This window comes from Lysinibacillus telephonicus, assembly GCF_039654155.1.
Taxonomy (GTDB): Bacteria; Bacillota; Bacilli; order Bacillales_A; family Planococcaceae; genus Ureibacillus; species Ureibacillus telephonicus.
Window position 1 is genome coordinate 1,853,119 of sequence record NZ_CP155468.1, and the last position, 19,901, is coordinate 1,873,019.

Annotated in this window: 16 protein-coding genes and 1 pseudogene; 12 read left to right on the forward strand and 5 right to left on the reverse strand. The window is 35.4% G+C overall.

Annotation, left to right across the window (positions count from 1 at the left end; all coding sequences use genetic code 11):
• The first annotated feature begins 288 nt into the window (after positions 1-288).
• The 4 genes and pseudogenes from MKY04_RS08750 (at position 289) to uvsE (ending at position 8,494) form a co-directional block, all read left to right on the forward strand.
• Positions 289-1,629 carry a lectin-like domain-containing protein gene (locus tag MKY04_RS08750; protein ID WP_346235652.1) on the forward strand — a complete coding sequence of 447 codons (1,341 nt, stop codon included), beginning with the start codon at positions 289-291 and terminating at the stop codon, positions 1,627-1,629.
• A 12-nt stretch (positions 1,630-1,641) separates the two neighbouring features.
• A pseudogene (locus tag MKY04_RS22270) lies at positions 1,642-1,731 on the forward strand (Ig-like domain-containing protein); the annotation flags it as partial.
• Between the two features lie 90 nt (positions 1,732-1,821).
• Entirely contained in the window at positions 1,822-6,741 is a 4,920-nt protein-coding gene (locus tag MKY04_RS08755) for an isopeptide-forming domain-containing fimbrial protein (RefSeq protein ID WP_346235653.1), read from the forward strand.
• Between the two features lie 793 nt (positions 6,742-7,534).
• A complete protein-coding gene (gene uvsE, locus MKY04_RS08760) occupies positions 7,535-8,494 on the forward strand; it encodes a UV DNA damage repair endonuclease UvsE (RefSeq protein WP_126295119.1) in 960 nt (319 codons plus the stop codon).
• Between the two features lie 209 nt (positions 8,495-8,703).
• Here uvsE and MKY04_RS08765 read toward each other — a convergent pair whose 3' ends face one another.
• The 3 genes from MKY04_RS08765 to MKY04_RS08775 all read right to left on the reverse strand — a co-directional run bounded on the left by MKY04_RS08765 (position 8,704) and on the right by MKY04_RS08775 (position 10,895).
• Complete coding sequence (locus MKY04_RS08765; protein ID WP_346235654.1) at positions 8,704-9,129, reverse strand: pyridoxamine 5'-phosphate oxidase family protein; 426 nt, start codon at positions 9,127-9,129, stop codon at positions 8,704-8,706.
• Positions 9,130-9,364: 235 nt separating this feature from the next.
• Entirely contained in the window at positions 9,365-10,303 is a 939-nt protein-coding gene (locus MKY04_RS08770; protein ID WP_346235655.1) for an AEC family transporter, read from the reverse strand.
• A 226-nt stretch (positions 10,304-10,529) separates the two neighbouring features.
• On the reverse strand, positions 10,530-10,895 hold the full coding sequence (locus tag MKY04_RS08775) for a carboxymuconolactone decarboxylase family protein (protein WP_400194527.1): 366 nt from the start codon (positions 10,893-10,895) through the stop codon (positions 10,530-10,532).
• Between the two features lie 157 nt (positions 10,896-11,052).
• On the opposite strand from MKY04_RS08775, the gene MKY04_RS08780 reads away from it, so the two are divergent.
• Positions 11,053-11,304, forward strand: coding sequence for a transcriptional regulator SplA domain-containing protein (locus MKY04_RS08780; RefSeq protein ID WP_346235656.1), 252 nt, complete (start codon positions 11,053-11,055; stop codon positions 11,302-11,304).
• Positions 11,301-12,329, forward strand: coding sequence for a spore photoproduct lyase (gene splB / locus MKY04_RS08785; RefSeq protein ID WP_346235657.1), 1,029 nt, complete (start codon positions 11,301-11,303; stop codon positions 12,327-12,329). Before MKY04_RS08780 ends, splB begins: the two co-directional genes overlap by 4 nt.
• A gap of 328 nt (positions 12,330-12,657) precedes the next feature.
• On the opposite strand, the gene MKY04_RS08790 is transcribed toward splB, so the two are convergent.
• Positions 12,658-13,224 (reverse strand): flavodoxin family protein, encoded by a 567-nt coding sequence (locus tag MKY04_RS08790; RefSeq protein ID WP_346235658.1) that lies wholly within the window; start codon positions 13,222-13,224, stop codon positions 12,658-12,660.
• A gap of 110 nt (positions 13,225-13,334) precedes the next feature.
• Here MKY04_RS08790 and MKY04_RS08795 point away from each other — a divergent pair, with 110 nt between their 5' ends.
• From MKY04_RS08795 to MKY04_RS08805, 3 genes are all read left to right on the forward strand, one after another.
• Positions 13,335-14,231 carry a LysR family transcriptional regulator gene (locus MKY04_RS08795; RefSeq protein WP_346235659.1) on the forward strand — a complete coding sequence of 299 codons (897 nt, stop codon included), beginning with the start codon at positions 13,335-13,337 and terminating at the stop codon, positions 14,229-14,231.
• 183 nt (positions 14,232-14,414) lie between these two features.
• The gene (locus tag MKY04_RS08800) at positions 14,415-14,585 is read left to right on the forward strand and encodes a hypothetical protein (RefSeq protein ID WP_346235660.1); all 171 of its coding nucleotides are present in this window, start codon (positions 14,415-14,417) and stop codon (positions 14,583-14,585) included.
• Positions 14,586-14,696: 111 nt separating this feature from the next.
• On the forward strand, positions 14,697-15,149 hold the full coding sequence (locus tag MKY04_RS08805) for a GNAT family N-acetyltransferase (protein ID WP_346235661.1): 453 nt from the start codon (positions 14,697-14,699) through the stop codon (positions 15,147-15,149).
• A gap of 114 nt (positions 15,150-15,263) precedes the next feature.
• Here MKY04_RS08805 and MKY04_RS08810 read toward each other — a convergent pair whose 3' ends face one another.
• Positions 15,264-15,560 carry a transposase gene (locus tag MKY04_RS08810; RefSeq protein WP_346235662.1) on the reverse strand — a complete coding sequence of 99 codons (297 nt, stop codon included), beginning with the start codon at positions 15,558-15,560 and terminating at the stop codon, positions 15,264-15,266.
• 112 nt (positions 15,561-15,672) lie between these two features.
• Here MKY04_RS08810 and MKY04_RS08815 point away from each other — a divergent pair, with 112 nt between their 5' ends.
• The 3 genes from MKY04_RS08815 (at position 15,673) to MKY04_RS08825 (ending at position 19,896) form a co-directional block, all read left to right on the forward strand.
• Positions 15,673-16,125, forward strand: coding sequence for a hypothetical protein (locus tag MKY04_RS08815; protein ID WP_346235663.1), 453 nt, complete (start codon positions 15,673-15,675; stop codon positions 16,123-16,125).
• A 581-nt stretch (positions 16,126-16,706) separates the two neighbouring features.
• Positions 16,707-17,981, forward strand: coding sequence for a group II intron reverse transcriptase/maturase (gene ltrA, locus MKY04_RS08820; protein ID WP_346235040.1), 1,275 nt, complete (start codon positions 16,707-16,709; stop codon positions 17,979-17,981).
• A gap of 382 nt (positions 17,982-18,363) precedes the next feature.
• Entirely contained in the window at positions 18,364-19,896 is a 1,533-nt protein-coding gene (locus tag MKY04_RS08825) for an NAD(P)/FAD-dependent oxidoreductase (protein ID WP_346235664.1), read from the forward strand.
• Positions 19,897-19,901 lie beyond the last annotated feature (5 nt).

Below are 19,901 nucleotides of genomic sequence, written 5' to 3' on the forward strand. Positions count from 1 at the left end.
ACATACGGGAGTAAACAAAATCTATCTCTACCGTATTAATGCTGACGAAACAGTCAAAGTTGAAGCAACATTACTGGCGCTGCCGACAACACTGTAATTTCTCCGGATGGATTGAAATTTACTACTCTTATGTAGCAGACAGAAATGCAATCATAGGTTTTTCTGAACGAAATAGAAATCTTTATGTTTTCAGAAAAGGTAAACAGACAAGCTCTTTCACTCTATTATCTGCCTATGGTTTGCAAGGGGGAATTTCTATTAATTGGAGACATAGAGTAAAAATCAATAATGAAGGAGGGAGTAATATTGAGGATTAAGGCGACATCTGGTAAGTTATTTAAAATATTTGTTATCTCTATAATTATTATCTCTAATAGTTTGATTTATCCGATTGGTTTTACAAAGACCGAAGCAGCAACTTCAGATAGCAATGTTTGGCTGACTTACAAGATTGATGAGTTCTCTAGGGATACTATCGGTCAATTGTTTGATGTATTAGGTTCCGCTGAAGTTCCTGATGGGGAAAGTTTTATACGATTGACACCAGCAGAAACATTGCAAAGTGGAGCTGTAATTACGAAAAATAATTTTTGTCCCAAAGACAATTATTCTTTCAGTACGGCCTTTTCATTTAAAATGAGTAATCAAAGTCCTGATGGTCCGAGTGACGGATTAACATTTACACTTCAGAGTAATCCAACTAATCCGTTAACTAATGGAGGTGGTATAGGTATTCATGGTACTGCACCGAGTTTTTCGGTAAAGTACGATACCTTTAAAAACGAAGTCTATAATGATCCATCAGAAAATAATATTGCAATTACAACAAATGGGGTAATGCAAAATAATAATTCTGATTGGTATACGGATTTGAACCAAGTTACATCCGGTGATACGAGTTATGTCTTGTCTGACGGAACTCAATATTATACTTGGATTGATTATGATGGTTTAAGTCAGAATGTTCAGATTCGTTTAGGCACATCCCCGGATAGATCAAGTTCTGATTTAGTCCTAGATGTTAACAATATAGATCTTGGTACTATATTTGATGGGGATCGTTATTATGCCAGCTTTACAGGAACAACAGGATCTCCTAATTATGAGACTCATGATATCTATAATTGGTATTTTGTAAATCGATACGAACCTATTGAAACACTAAATCCGCAAAACGACTATAGACAAGCACCGAGCAGCTTGGAAATAGTGGCAGATACTGATGCAGAAACGGGATTATATAATGCTACGGCAACTTTATTAGACCCATTGGGTAACCCGGTTCAAGGAGCAACTTTAGATAGTTTTACTTCTTCAAATGGGGAGCTAATGGGACCGAATGGTGAGGCTATAACGGATCTAGAATCAGATGTAGACGGAAAGATAAGTGCAATGATAAGAAATGTTGGTCATTCTCAAGACATTACGCTCTCAGCTAATTTCGATTGCTTTACTGATTCTACAACATTTACAACAACAAACCAGCCGCCAACTGCACCGGATGATACAAAGACGACTGGGGTAAATGAGCCGGTTTCAGGGCAAGTAGATGGACAAGATCTAGATGGTGACAATTTGACTTATCAAACAGGAAGCGAGCCTAGTAATGGTACAGTAGTTGTTAATTAGGATGGTTCATGGACATATACTCCTAATAAAGACTTTATTGGAGACGATACATTTACTGTCATAATAAATGATGGATTTGGTGGGACAAAAGAATCAACAATTACTATCCATGTTGACCCTAGCCCTGTTCCAGATCCAGATCCATTAGCATGTCCCGCACCAGTAGCGTTGATTAACGGTAGTTTTGAGGAATTGGCATATTCGCCTGATGATCCAAGAACTCCTACTGGACCAGGGTGGACTGGTATACAGGATGAATATATACCAGGATGGCAGACAACCGATTCAACTGGTAGATTTGACATTTTTGTTAAAAGTTTAATGGATAAACTTCCAGATGGTGCTCGTGATAAACACGAGGTTATTCATGGTCAGCAGTTTGCTGAAATGAATAGCTTTGAGAACGCAACTTTATATCAAGATGTTCAAACTACTCCTGGACAAACCATTTATTGGCGCTTAGCTCATAAAGGTAGATATGGTGAAGACACGATGGGTGTGAAGATTGGTTCTAACACAACTGCACCAGAAAATCTTCCGATAGTACAAACAATGTCAACAGATAAAGACGCTTGGAACTATTATACGGGAACTTATACTGTTCCAGCCGGTCAAACAGTAACACGTTTTGGTTTTGAAGCCATTTCTTCAGCCACTGGTGACATAAGAGCCGGTAATTTCATAGACGATATTTTCCTTGGCACAGAACCATGTGTTGTTGCAGAGAAAACCGTTTCACCACAAGGAGAAGTTTTTGAAGGTCAAGAGTTAACGTATGAAGTAACAACGAAAAATGGCGGCGGAGATGTTGCAGCTAATACAGTTTTTGAAGATGCGATTCCGGAAGGTACAGAGTACGTTCCAGGCTCATTAAAAATTACAAATGGTCCTAGCGCGGGTGATCTGACGGATGTAACCGGAGACGATGCAGGTTACTTTGATACAGTCAATAACAAAGTTGTCGTTGAGTTGGGTGAACTCGCGAACACAGTGAATTTACCAGACGGAATTACCGTTCAGTTTAAAGTGAAAACATTAACAACTGAAATGAATAAATTAGTTGCCAACAAGGCAATTATCAACTATGACAATCTATTAACAAACGAACAAGAAGCAACAGAATCAAATGAAACGACAAGCACAGTTCTTCCTTCAGAAGAAATCAATGCATGCCTCGCACCTGTAGCATTGGTGAATGGTAGTTTTGAAGAACCTCCTGCAAGAATGCCAGGGGATACAGGTTCACCGGGAGCTGAACATGCTTGGCAATATTTTTATGAGGATGAAGTTCCAGGTTGGAAAACATCGGCTTCGGATAAATTTATTCAAATTATGAAAAATGAATTTATCTATAACGGCTACAAAATAAACCCTCCTGATGGGAATCAATATGCTGAATTAAATGCTGAACAAGTATCTACGTTATATCAAGATGTAAATACAACTCCAGGGCAAACCATTTATTGGCGTTTAGCACATAAGGGTCTCTTAGGTGTAGATACAATGGCATTACAAATAGGTTCAACAGATATACCATTGGAAGATTTACCGGTCATACAGGAAATAAGTGATGGGAATTCTGAATGGGGGTATTATTCAGGAACTTATACAGTACCAGCTGGTCAAACAACAACGAGATTTGCTTTTAAATCTATAAGTGCAGAAGGTGGAAATCAACGATTTGGAAATTTATTAGACGATATCTTCCTAGGCACAGAACCATGTGTTGTTGCAGAAAAAACTGTCTCACCACAAGGGGAAGTTCACCCAGGTGATGAGTTAACATATGAAATAACTGCGAAAAACAATGGTGGAGACATTGCGGCAAACGCTATATTTGAAGATGCCATTCCTGCAGGTACTGAATATGTTCCAGGCTCGTTAAAAATTACAAACGGCCCTGGCGCAGGTGATTTGACAGACGCACAAGATGCCGATGCAGGCTATTTCGACGCTGAAAATAATAAAATCATTGTTACATTAGGCGATCTGCCAAACACAGGCACTTTACCGAATGGCGTTACCGTACAGTTTAAAGTAAAAGCATTAGTTAGTGATACGATTAGTGAGATTCGCAATCAGGCTCAAATCAACTATGACAATCTATTAACGAATGAAAATGAACAAATTGACTCAAATGAGACGACTACATCACTTACTATGCTGAACCCTGTTCTCGATTCAAAGAAAACGTCAACGATTTTAGAAAAAGCTGACGGAAACACGGATACAGAACATCCAGAAGTAGGAGACACTCTACTTTACACTATTTCAACGCAAAATACTGTCGCAAATAGTATCGTAAAAAATATGGTCATTTCCGACAAATTGCCAGAAGGGCTTGAATATGTCCCAGGTACATTAGAAGTGGACGGAGTGGGTGTTTCAGATGCTGAAGACGGTGACAAGGGGCATTTTGTAGACGGCATATTCACAGGGGAATTTGGCGACATTTTGGATACATCAGCACATACAATAGAATTCCAGGTTAAAGTAGGGGCTGGTCAGGCTGGTAAAGATATTATCAATACAGCCACTATCTCTGGTGACAATCTGCTTGTGCCAAGTAATCCGCAAACAGTCGTAAAAGTTTACCCACGTCTTCCAGTGCTTGAATCGGTTAAAACGGTAAGCAATTTGGAAGAAGGCAAAGTAACCTATGAAGTGGGCGACACAGTTGTGTATACAATTAAAACCCGCAATACAGTGTCTGAAGGCGAAGTGAAAAACTTAACAATTAGTGACACTTTACCAGAAGGACTTGAATATGTTGCGGGCAGCTTGAAAGTCGATGGACAGACTGCTACAGATAACCAAGGTGATGACAAAGGTTATGTAGATAATAATACTGTGGTTGGTGAATTTGGTAATGTCACAGATACAGAGTGGCATACAGTAGAATTCAAAGCGACCATAGCATCTGGACAATCGCAGAACACGATTCAAAACATTGCCACTGCTGATGGTGATAATATTGATCAACCAGATACTGCAGAAGAAACAGTTAAAGTGGATCCAAAAAAACCAAATCTTTTTTCTAAGAAAACGGCAAGCATATCTGAAAAAGCCGAAGGTAATACGGATGTAGAACATCCAGAAGTAGGGGATACACTCCTTTACAAAATTACGACACAAAACACGGTAGAAGAAAGTCTTGTTCAAAATCTAGTTATCTCTGACAAGTTGCCAGAAGGGCTTGAATATGTCCCAGGTACATTGAAAGTAGATGGAGTACTTGTTTCAGACGAAGAAGATGAAGACGAAGGATATTTCGTAGATGGCACATTCACTGGACAAATTGGCAATGTAACGGATACGAACGAGCATACACTGGAATTTTTAGTGAAAGTAGCAGCTGGTCAAGCCGGTAAGGATATTTTAAATATCGCGACTATTTCTAGCGACAACGTGGATGAACCAAGTAATCCACAGACAGAAGTAAAAGTCTACCCACGCTTCCCAGTTCTTGAATCGGTCAAAACGGCTGAGAATTTAGTAGAAGGCAAAGCAACATATGAAGTGGGCGACACAATTGTCTATACAATTAAAACACGTAATACAGTTTCTGAAGGCGTAGTTGAGAACTTAACCATCTCAGATACTCTTCCAGAGGGACTAGAATACGTCGCAGGCAGCTTGAAAGTTGATGGTCAGCCTGCCACAGATGCCAAAGATGAAGACAGCGGACATTTCGAAAATAACGTCATAATAGGACAATTTGGAGATGTTACAGATACAGAATGGCATTCTGTTACCTTCGAAGCAAAAGTATTAACTGGACAATTTGGTAAGACGTTGACAAACACAGCGGTTGTTGATGGAGACAACATCGACAAACCAAATAATCCAACGACTGAAGTCCAAATTGAGAATGAACCAAAAGATCCAGAGCAACCAGGAAATGATAATAACAATCATGGTGGCGGCGGTGGTGGTAATGGTTCAAATCCACCTCCTCCAACAGAAGAAGGCACAAATGCTGGTGAATTAAACAGCACGAAAGCAGTGTTTGATGCAAATGGTAATTCGATTAATGGCCAAAAGGTTAAAGTTGGCGATCAATTAATCTATAAAATCACTATAGAAAACGTAAAAAACGTGACAACTATCGTGAACAATGTAAAAGTGATCGATGACATTCCAGCAGGGTTAAGCTATGTACCAGGAACTTTAACGGTGAATGGTCAAGTAAAAGCTGATGATGCTGTGAATGGACAAGTGATAACAGTGGATGACATTGGCAGCCTAAAAGGCGGCGAAAAAGTAGAAGTAGCCTTTAAGGTCGTTGTAACAGAGGATGCGCAAGGCGAAATTACAAATGTCGCTAAGGTAGAAGGAACAGTTCCAGGCAAAAACTCAGGCGATCCAGATCAATCAATAGTTCCACAACATCCAGAAACAGAAATATACGTGCCAGCAGCTATCCAGTTAACAAAAACTGTTGATCAAGAAGTGGCACATGTAGGGGACATTGTGACATATACGATTGAAGTGAAAAACGGTGAAGCCGGTGGAGTATGGAACGGCGTAATCGAGGATCAGTTATCCGCTCATTTAGAGCTTGTCGCTAATTCAACAAAAATGAATGGTGAAGCACTCGATCATTCAGACGTCTGGAGCAACGGTCAACTAACTATTAACCCTGTCACTTTAAAAGCAGGGGAAAAGGTAACCGTTACCTTCCAAGCGAAAATATTAGGAAGTGCGTTAAACAAAACAGTTGAAAATATCGCTGTGGTGTATGATCTAGATCAACCTTCAGACTCTATCACAACACCGCCGACAAAAACAGAAGTAGTACCGGTAGGCAGCGGTGGAAATTCAAATGGAGAAGGCAAAGATCAAAACCAAAACAATGATGGCAGTACAAAAGGGGAAGGCAACATTACTGATAAAGAGGAAGAAATCTCTACAGGCAATGAAGAAGCTGGATCGAATCCATCAAGCCCTGAGGTAGAAGGCTCATCAAAAGCAACAAAAGAAGAGGAAGAGCAACAAAAATTACCTCAAACAGGTCAAGAACAAACACGTTCAATGATGATGATTGGACTGCTCATGATTGCAATCGCGTTATTTGGTTTATTCAAGAGAAAAAGAACTCTTACAAAATAATATTTAACTAAATTAGCACCTAAAAATAGATATTTTCTATTTTTAGGTGCTTTGTAGTTTTAATATATTCAGCTTCAGCTTTATACCTTGATACAATAGCAGTAGATAATTTTAGAAATTAACGAAGCTGAAGAAGCGTTTTTAGAGTTTATTTCCAAAAATTAATCTAGTTTTATACAATGAAACTTATCAATTATTTAAAACGTATAAATTATTAAAATAGTTGTGGAGGAATCTATCAATTGAAAAAAAGTAATGTAATCTATAATCTGATTGGAGCGATAGTTTGTTTTATATTGTTTGTGATAAGTATGTTTTACTCTGAACAAGTATCCATGTTTATTTTATTAGGAATTGTTGGGTTGTCAGGTTTTTCTTATTTTATATATAAGCTTGTATTAAGTGTTCAATAATCTAAAAACCACTTGTTGAATGATGTGAGATTATATAAATTGCAGAGTTAACCTGCAGTATATCAAATTAATCTACCTTTTAGTATTGTGACTTTGAAACGATTTAGTGCTAGTTATAAACATACCATTTAATAATTATAAAATTCGACATGCATTCCTCTTTTTAGCCAATCACTACATCACTTACTGCCTTAAAAATAAATTTAAATGCAGTTTTATAGTATTGAACATAAGATTCAAACTGCTTTTACTAATCTTCTAGTTGTGTCCCATCCATATATTCTGTATACATTAATGAATTTAGGTAGAGAATAAGCTATTATTGACCGCTTGTTCCTTAAAGAATATAATTCCTATTTCAATAATTAAGGGGAAAGAAGATGAAAATTCGGTTCGGTTATGTAGCAAATGCATTAGGCTTATGGGATGCAAGTCCATTAAAAACGTTAACTTTTTCTCGCTATTCTAAACTTCCTAAAGAAGAGCGGATGGAAAAATTGAAATCGATAACAGCACAAAATTTACATCATACGAAAAGAATTTTGTATTATAATATCGCCCATGAAATAGAATTATATCGGTTTTCGAGCTCTCTTGTCCCATTAGCAACCCACCCAGAAGTGATGTGGGATTTTTATACGCCATTCAAAAATCAATGGGAAGAACTTGGCGAAATCGTCCAACGATTTAAGATGAGAGTAAGCTTTCACCCAAATCAATTTACACTTTTCACGAGCCCAAGAGAAGAAGTAACAATAAATGCTGTTAAAGATATGGAATATCACTTTCGAATGCTCAAAGCAATGAATGCTCTCAATATGGGATTAATTAATATTCATATTGGTGGAGCTTATGGGGATAAAAATAAATCATTAAACAAGTTTCATCAAAATCTTAAACATTTGCCCAAGGAAATTAAGAATCATATGACACTAGAAAATGATGATAAAACATATAATGTTTGGGAAACACTTATTACTTGTGAAAAGGAAAATATTCCAATGGTACTGGATTACCATCACCACATGGCAAATAAAGATGGGGTTGACCTCCATCGTTATTTACAGCGAATTTTTAACACATGGAATTCCTTTAATATGTTACCGAAAGTCCATATTTCTTCACCAAAATCCAATGAATCCTACCGTTCACATGCTGATTTTGTTTCCTTAGATTTTGTTCTCCCTTTCTTAAAGATGGCAAAAGAGCTAAATCAGGATTTTGACATAATGGTAGAAGCAAAACAAAAAAACCTTGCTATGCAGAGACTTGTAGAGGAAATAGCTGCTATTCGGGGAGTTAAACGTATTACAAGTTCATCTGTCGAATGGTTAATATGAAGAATAGGATATACAGGTTTCAGAATCTTTTAATGAGGTGGAATAAATACAATTGCGTAGGGGCTTTTTTTGCAAAAGTTAACTCTAATTGAGGGTAAAGATGAGGCACATTATAATAACAGGAAGTTATTGATGGCTCTTCGTTCTCTTTAAAGTAAATAGAAGAAGAGCCAAATCTGTATAATATGGAATCACATTAGTTGATTTTTTTAATCCCCCAAAGTAAGTTCTTGAGGCGGTTCACCAGTCGTATTTAATATGCGAACAGTTTCCGGTTGTATCTGAAGAAACACATAATTTGGATCTTCGGGACCTTCAAACCACGTGTTAAATGATTCATCCCAATACTGTTTTTTCAATTGTTGAGAATCATTAAGGGAAGCTACCCCAGTAATTTCAACATAAGCGTCATTTAGCCCATTTTCTTCATAACCTAGTAATACAGAAACAGCGGGGTTTTTCTCTATTTCTTCTATTTTCTCGGTATCTTTTTTAGTGGGTGTATATAACGTTAAATTGTTATTATAAAACGTCATATATCGTGTATGGGGTTTATTGTTTTCCACTGATGAAAGAACACCTATTCTATGATCTGATATTATTTTTATTACTTTTTCTTTTAAATCTTTACTCATTAATTAATACTCCTTTTCTAAGTTATTTTTATCGTTCTTATCATTTCCAAAAACATAAAATTCATAAGGTGGATGATCATTATAATAAGTTCTAATGGTTAATATATCGAGAACCATGCTTATGAACAATAAAGGTCATAAAAAGGGAAGTACACTAGTTGATAAAGAAAGGATCTTTTTTGGGGGTCCAGTGTCAAAATCAAGTTTTGCTCTGATTACGAGTAGGGATTAGTATTTAATGGGTTAAAAGTTCAACAATCCAATAAAGAAACGGAACGGTAATGATACATAGCAATGTGGATAATAAAACCCCTAACGATGCAAAAAAGGCATCCGCACCATATTTTTGTGCATATAGAGAAATCGTTGGTGCAGAAGGCATTCCAGATACTATAACAGCAATCAGCAGCAATGGAGTGGTGACGCCTATTGCTGCAAATGGAACTAATAATAGAGGGATAAATAGAAGTTTTGCAATCGCTGCTTTCCATAGATAACCATTTTTAAAAATGGTAAAAAGGGACGCATATTTTACATCAGCTATTAAACTCCCAATTATAATCATTGATAGAGGAATAGTCATCTTTCCAACAATTTCAAGACCATCGGAAATTATATCTGGCCAGGTAATAGGTGATAAAAAAATAACTAAACCTGTAATTGTGGAAAGAATCCCTGGATTTAAAAATAAAATTTCCCACCTTATTCCATCATCGTTTTTACTAAAAAGGTAAATACCATATGTCCATATTAATAGTAAATAACATAAATTAAACATTGTTAAGTATATAATTCCTTGATTACCGAAAATAATGAAAATTACAGCATAACCTATAAATCCTTGGTTTCCAAAAATGATTAATCCTTCGTATACACTATTTTGTTTTTCAGGAAGTTTGGAACGTGTTCCCATCCACTTTGCTAAAAAACAGGATAATAAAAGTACATAAATAGACATTATAATGAGCAACAAAAATTCTTTGACTAAAGTAAAAGAAAAGGAGATATCTAATGAAAATAAAATCAGGGCTGGTAATGTGACGTAAAGAATCAATTGTGTTAATACACCATTTGCATTTTCATTAAGAATTCCTCTTTTCCTAACAATAAAACCCAATATTGCAATCCCATAAAGTGTTAACATTTCTTGTGAAAATGACATTATTGAATCCATAACTTCCCCCCTTGATTAAGGGTATGAATAAAATACGTGGATGGTTATTTAAATTTTATAAGAAGAAGTATGGGTGTTATTAGACTAGTAGTATTGTAATCAATTTATTTATTTTCTAAATTTTCCGATATTTAGAACTTGTTTCTTTTACTTCTTCTCAACAATAAAAAAGATGAAACCTTTTCGATTTCATCTAAAATCTGGCTATTAAATTTGAATAAAGGTTTTACTGTTTCATATGACCCATCTCATTTATACAATCCAGAACAAGGGTAACTCCCTGACTTACTGAAGCTCCGCCACCAAATGCCGCTGTTACACCTATAGTTTCAAGAATTTCCTGCTCAGAGCATCCATGATCAAGACATCCTTTTGTATGATAGATAATGCAATACTCGTCCTGAGCATGGATACTAATTCCTAATGAAATTAAATGTTTTTGTTTTTGGGTTAATGCACCTTCTTTAAAGCACTCTTCCGTAAACGCATTATACTGACTAACAAATTCGGGCATTTTTTCATTAAAAACACCAAGTCCCTTTTTATATTTTGTAAGGGATGCTTCAAAAGAGTTTCCAGCATTCATTTCCAACTCACAATCACTCCTTCACAATTTCACAGCCAATTTATTATGAACAATTTAAAAACAATTTATTTGTTCATTTATCTCTTACTAGAATAAGGAAATCATAAATTTAAAACAAAAAGGGAGAATATTAATAACAAACTAATAAAACGAAGGTGATAGAATGGAAAACCAATCTTATCAGGCTGGAGATATTGTATATGTATTTTACCGAAATCCACATACCCAAGATGTAGCGAATGTCCAAGCAGCAGCAGTAGTAAATAATCCTCAAAAAGAGGATGAGTTGGCTTTGTTTTTATATGAAACGTATTATCCACTTTCTAATGAAATGGCTGTTTATTCTACAGAAGATGAAGCAAATGAAGCGTACAACTATTATTATGGGGATGATACAGAAAGGTTATTGCAATGAACAACCCATTTTTACCCAAACTTGTCTATTTTGAACCTGCTGCATTAGATTATCCTTTAGGAAAAGAACTTTATGAGAAATTTAAAAAGATGGATATCGAAATTCGACAAACCACTTCCCACAATCAAGTACGAAACCTTCCCGGTGATAATGACTTTAAAAAATATCGCGTTGCCAAATCAACTCTTGTAGTAGGCATTCGAAAAACGCTTAAATTTGACACTTCTAAGCCCTCTGCAGAGTACGCAATTCCTTTTGCAACTGGCTGCATGGGTCATTGTCATTATTGCTACTTGCAAACTACGATGGGAAGCAAACCGTATATTCGTACATATGTCAATGTAGAGGAAATTCTTGAGGCTGCCGATAAATATATGGAAGAGCGCGCTCCAGAAATAACAAGATTTGAAGCATCCTGTACATCCGATATTGTAGGAATCGATCATTTAACTCATACACTAAAAAGAGCAATAGAACATTTTGGAAAATCTGAGCTTGGCAAATTACGATTTGTAACGAAATTTCACCACGTAGACCACTTACTCGACGCGAATCATAACGGAAAAACAAGATTTCGTTTCAGTGTAAATGCAGACTATGTCATCAAAAACTTCGAGCCGGGGACTTCCCCTTTAGAGAAAAGAATTGAAGCTGCAGGAAAAGTTGCAAGAGCCGGCTATCCGCTCGGTTTTATAGTAGCACCAATCTATCTTCACGAAGGATGGGAGGATGGCTACTATAAAATGTTTGAGCGTTTAGATAATGAATTACCAGCTGACGCTAGGGAAGACCTTACCTTTGAGTTTATCCAGCATCGTTTTACAAAGCCTGCAAAGAAGGTAATTGAGAAAAACTACCCCATGACAAAATTAGAATTAGATGAAGAAAAAAGAAGATATAAATGGGGAAGATATGGAATAGGAAAATATATTTATCAAAAAGAAGAAGAAGAGGATATTAAAGAACATCTTTACACTTATATGGAAAAATTCTTTCCTAATGCAAAATTAGAATACTTCACTTAAGGGGTAGATATATTCGATTGCATTAAGTTCAGCTGAACTGCTATCGGCTAATAGAATCGAGGATAAAAATATCAAATACCATTTTTAGTTTTGGCAATAGTATTTGGGATACTAATTTTTTTCGATCATTATCTTTTAATGGGGGTGAGCTACTAGCGTAAGCTCACCCTATTTTTTACGACAACAACTGATAATACAACATTATTTGTGAAAAATGTAATTTCAATAATATGAAAATGCCCATAATACCTAGTTTGAACTAATGTCCCATTCAAATAGCTAAACAATAGAACGCTTCAGAAATGAAGTTTGGAGAAGGATGGTATTTTTAACAATTCCGTGTAGCGTTCTTTAACTCTTGAAGCCATTTATTTAACATTTGAGTTTCATTAATAGCTTTGGAGTCTAATAATACATCTCCAGGTCTATTGCCTTTAGCCAACAAATAATGGTCAAAAGACATGCCTAAAAAGTCAAAAATATATACAAATTGTTGAATCATTGGCAAGCCTTTAATGTGTGGCTCATCTCCGCCTACAGCTAATACAATTACCTTCACTTTTTGTAAGTGTTCCTTTAAATTTAGGTAACGTTCATCTCGAATTGCTTGGCTGAGTCGGTCAATCATGACTTTCATTGAACCGGACATGCTATACCAATAGATAGGTGTAGCAAAAACCAAAACATCACTTTTTAAAATTTGTTGGATAATTAAATCATAGTCATCATGAAGTACTGTAAAACCTTCTGAATCATGACGTTTATCCTCAATTGGAACAATGTTAAGATCATACAGATGAAGTGCATCAAAGCAAAATCCTTTTAGTACTTCCCTCGCTAATAATTCACTATTGCCATTTTTTCTAGAACTTCCATAAAACACAGTGATATTCATCTAAAAACTTCCTTTCTTTTTGCCTAATAGAAGTTTATAGTAGAATTAATGATTAAAAAAGATGAATAATTTGATGGGAACAATCGAAAAAATCGATTAAGGAGTTATCTATGGATATTAAGCATTTACAAACATTTTTAACTGCTGCAGAAACTTTAAATTTTACACAAACGGCTAAGCGGTTAGATTACGCTCAATCAAGTATTACTGCTCAAATTAAATCATTGGAAGAGGAATTAGGAATTGAACTATTTGAAAGACTAGGGAAAAGATTGTATTTGACAGTTCCAGGAAGAGAGTTTCAATTATATGCCCAAAAAATGGTTGCCCTACATAATGAAATGATTCAGCAAGTAACGGGACTAGAAGAACAGTATACGACGATAACAATTGGTGCCCAAGAAAGTCAATGTACCTACCGTTTACCCACTATATTAGCAGAGTTTAAGAAAAAATATCCTCAAATACAAGTGATATTTAAACCGGTTCATACGAGAGAAATAGCTCAGGAATTGATTCAAAATGGAGAATTAGATTTTGCAATTATAACCGATACTTTCATATCGTTGCCAACAATTAATTTAATGCCGCTCGTGCAAGAAGAACTTATATTTGCTGCGTCACCTGCAATCGCACATAAAGTTCAATCAAGTGTATTTTTGAACGAACTTTCAAATCAAACGTTGCTTTTAACCGAACAAGGCTGCTCTTATCGCAACCAATTAGAATATATGTTAACTACACAAAATTACTATCCAAAACAAGTTATTGAATTTGTTAGTATTGAGGCGATTAAACAATGCACCATTGCTGGGCTAGGAATAAGTTACCTGCCAAAAATGGTCGTTGAGCAAGAATTAGAGAAAGGTATATTAGCAGCTCTAACAGCAGGTTTCCATCTGGAGCCAATTATTACTCAACTTGCTTGGCATAAAGATAAAAAAATGTCGTCCCATTTTGAATTTTTTATTGAGTTAATAAGAAATTATTACAATCAATTAAACTAATGCTTCTTCTTGAAGAAAGTTCTTCTCCTGGAAGAAGCAGTTTTTAATTGGATTAATTTTTAGATCAATTTTGAAATCCATTTTTGTGGAAACTTTTCTCAAACTGTCATAGGCACCTCTACAATTCTCCCTATTTGGATTGGTTTATTATGGTAAAATGAATCCTAAAAGGGAGGGATTAAAATGCATTTTAATTTTGGGGACATATTAGGAACTTTATTCGTATTCTTACCATTAATATTAGCAGCACTCCTTTTAAGATGGGTTAGAATAATTCGAGTGAATAGTGAAATTCAAATTGAACAAAACAGAGAAATTATCTCGTTGCTTAAGGAACAAGCGAAAAATCGATAATATTGAATTGGCATACCTGTTCCAATAGAAAATTAAAGTCATTGTAGTTCCATATCGAAATTATTTAATGGAATTACAATTTATCGCAAAGTTAGGAAAGGGAAGAGTAATATGATAATTCGCAAAATGAATAAACATGAAGAGCCGCCAATGGACTTATTGTTATTAGCTGACCCTTCAAGAAAAATCGTTGAGGAATATGTACAAAGGGGAGAATGCTTTGTAGCAGAAAATGAAGACCGAATTATCGGGGTTTATGTGCTATTGCCGACAAGACCTGAAACAGTAGAGTTGGTGAATATTGCAGTCATAGAAACCGAGCACGGTAAAGGAATAGGAAAACAATTAATAATGAATGCAATTGAAATAGCTAAGTCAAAAGGATACAAAACGATAGAAGTCGGCACTGGAAATTCAAGTATAGGCCAATTAGCTCTTTACCAAAAATGTGGATTTAGAATAACTAGTATTGATATAGATTTTTTCATTCGGCACTATACTGAAGAGATTTTTGAAAATGGTATTCAGTGCAGGGATATGATTCGATTATCTCAAGATTTATAGGAATATTTAATACTTATTAGAAGTAGCTTCCGTCATTTTTTTAGGAAGTTGCTTCATGAATGGCTGGTAAGCGTAAATTTAAAAAGTAGCTTAGGAGTTTCCATCATTTCTTCTTTATTTATTTTGATATTCATTTAATGTTCGTAAAATTATAGTATAAAGCAGATATAATCCTAAATAAGCCCCAGTAATTAAGAAAAAAGGATTTAAAAACACACTGTGAATATTGGTCATGAAGACTTTATTATCTTTTATTATGTTAAATATTGCAATAGAGGCAATATTGCCAAAAATAAGCGTGGATATGAGTGCTGCTAAATTAAAGAAAATATGGAGCTTCCACCATTTCCTTTGAAGTACTACCATTACTATTGGAATAACAATACTGCCCACAATTAAAAAGATCTTCATTATTATCACCTCGTTTTCTCATTCTTCTCTAAATGAAAAAGGATTAAACAATAAACTAAATGCTGTAGTAATACTCCAAAAACTTCGTTTTAAAGAGATAGGGGTAATTAAAGTGAGGAAAAGTAATAACATAGTATTGGCATCATTATTAATTTTAATCTTAATTATTTTTTTTATAAGAGATTCACAAATGCAAACTTTAAATGAAGGTGCAAAATTACAATTTGAAGTGATTGAGCGGGAAACAGCAACTTTTGAACATATTACAAGGAACACTAGTGATGAAGCGGTAGAAATAGAATTTTTAACAGCAAAAGAATTAAATTGGAGTTTAATGTATTTGGAAAATAATAAAAATATAGATGACTATAGAAGAGAAGATTTAAAAGACGACGAGGATAAAAAACAAGGAAGAAAAGTAATGCTACAACCTGGTGAAAAACTAAAGCATAGTATTACATTACCAGTAGAAAAATTACCAAAAGGTAAGTTCGAACTTACTATAAATTTAGCGACAGCTAATATTAAAACTCCGTCTTTAAAAATAGAATTTGAAAATAAGTAATTGTTTCTTTTAATAGATTTAGTAAATTAACTGAAAACAGTCGTGTATGAGTGGGTAGCAGATTGCTACTCACTTTTTTTATGTGTGCCAGGCATGGCAACTATCTAGGTGGTGAAAGTCCACTGTGGAGGTACACATCGACCAACCACTAAGGAAGCGCAAGGTACTTATCGCGAGATAAGGGCTGGAGGAAGCGTGGAATAAAATCTTGGCTCGACGAACAGAAATCTGATACCAAGGCTCTACAAAGGGATAAGACTCCATAACAAGTTAAAGTCCAAAAGATGTGCGTAACTTTGCAGAGTAAATCAGGCGAGTAAAAGAGGAAAGATAGTTGTCTTACCCTGGGAGGTCTTGCGGATGTACATAGTTACAGTCGAAAACGGTTAGTCGCAAGAAGTCAGCAGAAGCCATAGTAATGACCTTTGGTCATGAAGGGCTGAACAATTTATAGTGTTTCAACGCCACAAATGCGTAAGTAACGGACTCCGAATGTGTTAATGGTGAAAGTATGAGCGTATCTCAAATGATAACCAAAATGGAGATATTACTTACTACGTAAGAGGAAAGGAGAAACGAGTGTGCAACTATTAGAAAAGATTCTAAGCAATCAAAATATGAATGAAGCCTACTTACGTGTCTATAAAAATAAAGGTGCAGGTGGAGTCGACGGAATAACGGTTGATGAACTTAAAAAGTATCTGAAAGAGAACAAGGATGAGCTACGTCAGCGCATCAGAACCAAAAAATACCAACCACAAGCTGCCTTACGAGTGGAAATCCCAAAAGAAAATGGAAAGATGCGCAAACTGGGAATACCAACAGTAGTGGATAGGGTAGTTCAACAGGCAATTCATCAAGTACTCAGTCCGATATTTGAAAAAGAGTTCAGTGAATACAGTTACGGTTTTAGACCAAATAGAAGTTGTGAGATGGCAATCATAAAAAGCCTCGAATTTCTGAACGATGGATATGATTGGATAGTGGACATTGACCTTGAAAGATTTTTCGACACAGTCAACCATGATAAACTCATGCGAATTATATCCAAAACAATCGATGATGGAGATGTCATTTCTTTAATAAGAAAATACTTGGTCAGTGGGGTCATGGTAAAGGGGAAATATGAAGAAACACCGATTGGAACCCCACAAGGAGGAAACCTTAGCCCACTGCTAAGTAACATAATGTTGAATGAACTGGACAAGGAACTAGAAAATAGAGGACTCCAATTCGTGAGATATGCGGATGACGTTCTTATCTTTGTGAAGAGTGAGAAAGCTGCAAACAGAGTAATGGAATCAGTCGTGAAATTTATAGAAAAGAAATTAGGGTTGATTGTCAATACAGAAAAGAGTAAAATCGCTCGTCCAAAAGACTTGAAATTTTTGGGGTTTGGATATTACTACGATTCAAAAGATAAGAAATATCAAGTCCGACCACATCCAATTTCAGTACAGAAATTTAAAAGGAAACTTCGACAACTAACAAAACGAAACTGGAGCATTCCGTTAGACTACCGAATACTGAAACTAAAACAAGTAATATTTGGTTGGGTAAATTATTTTAGAACTGCAAACATGAAAACGGCTATGCGTAAAATTGATAAGAAACTACGCTCAAGAATAAGGGTAATCATTTGGAAACAATGGAAGGTACCAAGAAGACAGATAAGGTCGCTAATCCAATTAGGTATACCCGAAGAAGAAGCCAAAGGCTTAACATTCTGTAGGAAAGGTTATCGATTTATCGGATTATCGAAAGTTGTTCATAGAGCAATCTCTAATAAAAGACTAAAGCAGAGGGGAATACCCTCTGCTTTAGAACGTTACTTAGAAGTTCACACTGTGATATAAATTGAAACGCCGTATACGAGACCCGTACGTACGGTGTTGTGAGAGGGGCGAAAATAAGTCAACTTATTTTTCCTCTACTCGATTAAGGGATACAAATATTAATATATATCTAAAATATACTATCATTCTACTATTAAACTTCTGGTGTTATCAATTTATTATCATAGTCGACTTCTATAACAAAGAACCTAGCTAAAATACGGGTTATAAAATCCAAAGAATATTTGGCACCCAAATGCTGATGATATTTTTGATTAACTTTTTAGAAAAAATAGGATGTATTTTATTTTAAATTTTGTTGAATTATTTGCCAATTTATTGTATTTTAAACGTATGTTTGAAACGTTAGTTTGAAAATTTGAAAGTAAGGAGTTAATAATTGATGAAAAGTATTGATTATAACTTTCAACAAAAAATAGCTATAGTTGGTGGTGGACCAGTTGGCTTGGCATTATCAATAGTTCTTGCAAAATATAATGTTCCATCCGTTATCTTCGAATTAAGAGGTAATCCGACATTGCGAACAGAATCCCGTGCGATAACCTGGATGCCAAGAGGGCTGGAATTTGCTGAGTGGATAGGATTAAAGAGTGAAATAGATGCTTTATCTGTATTCAGAGACAAACATGAGTTTTGGGATGCTAATAATAAGAGACTTTTAATGTTATCTTTTAAAAACCTTAATAGTCCGTACCGTTATACTGCTCAACTGCCGCAGCATGATACTGAGGTTTTACTTGAGAAAGCAGCATTAAAAACAGGTCTTGTAGAAATTCGAAGAAACCACAAAGTTATAAGTGTTGGAAATAAAAGTAATCAAGCATACCTTCAGGTTGAAGGACCTAAGGGAGTGGAAGAATTGTTATTTCCATGGGCAGTAGGTGCAGATGGTGCGAAAAGTTTAGTTCGCAAACAACTTGGAATAAAAACAAAGTGGAGAGATTACGGTATGAATTCAGCCGTTGCAGATTTTGAGATGGATATTGACATGTCTTGTGAGGTTTCAACTATTGTACTGGATCCAAAAAGACCGTATGGATTTTTTAATTTTTCACCAGGACACTGGAGATTTATTTACCGTTTAAACGATGGTGAGGAACGTGAGGAAATGACGACTGAAAGTAAAGCCGTATCTTTACTCCTTGAAAAAAAACCTGATGCAAGATTAAAAAATTTTTTATGGGCAAGTGCTTTTCGTTTAGGACAGGCACAAAGTGAAAAATATAGAGAGGGGAAATGGCTTTTAGTCGGTGATGCTGCACATGCTATGGGCCCATCTGCTGGAGCAGGGATGATGATAGGGGTATTAGGTGCTTGGAGATTAGGATGGAGGTTAGCTTTAGCCTTTAATGGTCATCATTTAACAGATAATATACTAAGAGATTACGAGAAGGAGCAAATAGAAGCCTCTAATGACATCCAAAATACAAATGCGATTATTTTTAAGAATATGGCGATGAAAAGTAACTTTTTGAGTGTTATTCGTTCCACAGGTTTAAGAGTCGCTGCTAATTTCACAACTATTGCCAAAAATATTACCGAAAAAGAAGCTTTAGTTAAGCAAGTTATACCAGTCCAAAATTCTATCGATTATCAGTCAATGAATTCATGGGTAAAAAAAGATAAAATAGGCCCCTGGGTTACAGGAAAAAGAATTCCTTACTTGAAAACAGAAAGTGATAATCAATTAGTGCTTCCCAAAAGTAATTATCATACAATTTTGTCGATTGGAAAACAATCCATTGATATAGAGAAAAGGATTGCAAAAAAAATATCTGCCGATTTTCCTTTTAAATCACAAATTGAAGTTGATATGTTAAAACAATCCAGGGTAAGGACAAAATCAAATTCATTTGTCTTCGCTATAGTTAGACCTGATCAACATATATCATGCATTATTGAGGTTAAAGAATAGGAGGA

Excerpts from the sequence above, each read along its gene's own strand:
- MKY04_RS08750 (WP_346235652.1), top strand. The coding sequence starts at position 289 with ATGAAGGAGGGAGTAATATTGAGGATTAAGGCGACATCTGGTAAGTTA.
- uvsE (WP_126295119.1), top strand. The coding sequence starts at position 7,535 with ATGAAAATTCGGTTCGGTTATGTAGCAAATGCATTAGGCTTATGGGAT.
- MKY04_RS08765 (WP_346235654.1), bottom strand. The coding sequence starts at position 9,129 with ATGAGTAAAGATTTAAAAGAAAAAGTAATAAAAATAATATCAGATCAT.
- MKY04_RS08770 (WP_346235655.1), bottom strand. The coding sequence starts at position 10,303 with ATGGATTCAATAATGTCATTTTCACAAGAAATGTTAACACTTTATGGG.
- MKY04_RS08780 (WP_346235656.1), top strand. The coding sequence starts at position 11,053 with ATGGAAAACCAATCTTATCAGGCTGGAGATATTGTATATGTATTTTAC.
- splB (WP_346235657.1), top strand. The coding sequence starts at position 11,301 with ATGAACAACCCATTTTTACCCAAACTTGTCTATTTTGAACCTGCTGCA.
- MKY04_RS08790 (WP_346235658.1), bottom strand. The coding sequence starts at position 13,224 with ATGAATATCACTGTGTTTTATGGAAGTTCTAGAAAAAATGGCAATAGT.
- MKY04_RS08795 (WP_346235659.1), top strand. The coding sequence starts at position 13,335 with ATGGATATTAAGCATTTACAAACATTTTTAACTGCTGCAGAAACTTTA.
- MKY04_RS08800 (WP_346235660.1), top strand. The coding sequence starts at position 14,415 with ATGCATTTTAATTTTGGGGACATATTAGGAACTTTATTCGTATTCTTA.
- MKY04_RS08805 (WP_346235661.1), top strand. The coding sequence starts at position 14,697 with ATGATAATTCGCAAAATGAATAAACATGAAGAGCCGCCAATGGACTTA.
- MKY04_RS08810 (WP_346235662.1), bottom strand. The coding sequence starts at position 15,560 with ATGAAGATCTTTTTAATTGTGGGCAGTATTGTTATTCCAATAGTAATG.
- MKY04_RS08825 (WP_346235664.1), top strand. The coding sequence starts at position 18,364 with ATGAAAAGTATTGATTATAACTTTCAACAAAAAATAGCTATAGTTGGT.